At 63.8% G+C, this 1,096-nt stretch carries 1 protein-coding gene and 1 pseudogene; both read left to right on the top strand.

Translation table 11 applies throughout. The features are described 5' to 3' along the window. A pseudogene (locus J0A65_RS23840) lies at positions 1-124 on the top strand (GNAT family N-acetyltransferase); the annotation flags it as partial. Positions 125-197: 73 nt separating this feature from the next. Beyond that, the gene (locus J0A65_RS23835) at positions 198-950 is read left to right on the top strand and encodes an endo alpha-1,4 polygalactosaminidase (RefSeq protein WP_206596757.1); all 753 of its coding nucleotides are present in this window, start codon (positions 198-200) and stop codon (positions 948-950) included. Positions 951-1,096: the final 146 nt, after the last annotated feature.

Genomic DNA, 1,096 nt, shown 5'->3' with positions numbered 1-1,096 from the left:
GTCGGTGCTGGACTGGAACACCCCGGCCATCGATTTCTACGAATCCTTCGGCGCCCGTCCACAGAGCGAATGGACCACTTATCGCCTGACCGGCCAGGCCTTGCTGGATTTCGCTGCCGGCTGACGGCAGCCCGCTGGCCGCGTCCCGCCCCCTGACCTATGGTGATTACATCTCCCGCCACCGAGTGCAGAGCATCATGCGCACCCTACTCGCTCTGATCAGCGTCCTCGCCCCTGCACTGTCTCCGGCGAGCCCCATTCCCATTCCGGCCGATGCATCCTGGCACATGCAGCTCGACGGCAAGCTGCAGACGCCGGATCGGCAGGTCTATGACATCGACCTGTACGACACGCCGACGCAGACCATCACCGCACTCAAGGGTGGTGGTCGCATCGTGATCTGCTACTTCAGCGCCGGCACCTGGGAAGACTGGCGCAGCGATGCCGCCAGCTATCCGCAGGAAGCCCTCGGCAACGAGCTGGCGGACTGGCCGGGCGAACGCTGGCTGGACCATCGCCGCGACGACGTGCGCCAGCTGCTGGCCAAGCGCCTGGACCTGGCCGCGGCCAAGGGCTGCGACGGCGTCGACCCGGACAACGTGGATGGCTACAGCAACGATAACGGTCTCGACCTGACCGAAGAGCAACAGATCGACTTCAATCGCTGGCTGGCCGAACAGGCACGCAGTCGCAACATGAACGTCGGGCTGAAGAATGCCGTGGAGCTGCTTCCCGTGCTCGGCGAGCATTTCGACTTCGCCATCAACGAGAGCTGCTACCGCTACAAGGAGTGCGACGGCTACGACCACATGCGCAGCCAGGGCAAGGCCATCTTCATCGCCGAGTACCGCACCTTCAACGACAACCTTTGCAGCAAGGCCGCCACCTCGGGCTTCCGCCTGCAATACTTCAAGCGCAGCCTCAAGACCGTCGGCATACCCTGCGACTGAGCCTGCCCACCCACACCAAGAGGCACCATGAGCGACAACATCGAGCAAGAAGACGAAGCCTTCGCCGAGGCCACGTTGGTCCAGGCCATCGAAAACCAGCTGGAGAACGGTGAGCCGGCGGCCGCCCAGGCGGTCTACAACAAGCT

Source organism: Bowmanella yangjiangensis (genome assembly GCF_017255015.1).
GTDB classification, from domain to species: Bacteria; Pseudomonadota; Gammaproteobacteria; order Enterobacterales; family Alteromonadaceae; genus Bowmanella; species Bowmanella yangjiangensis.
Note: the sequence above shows the minus strand (reverse complement) of the source record. Positions and strands in the feature narration are given on the sequence as shown.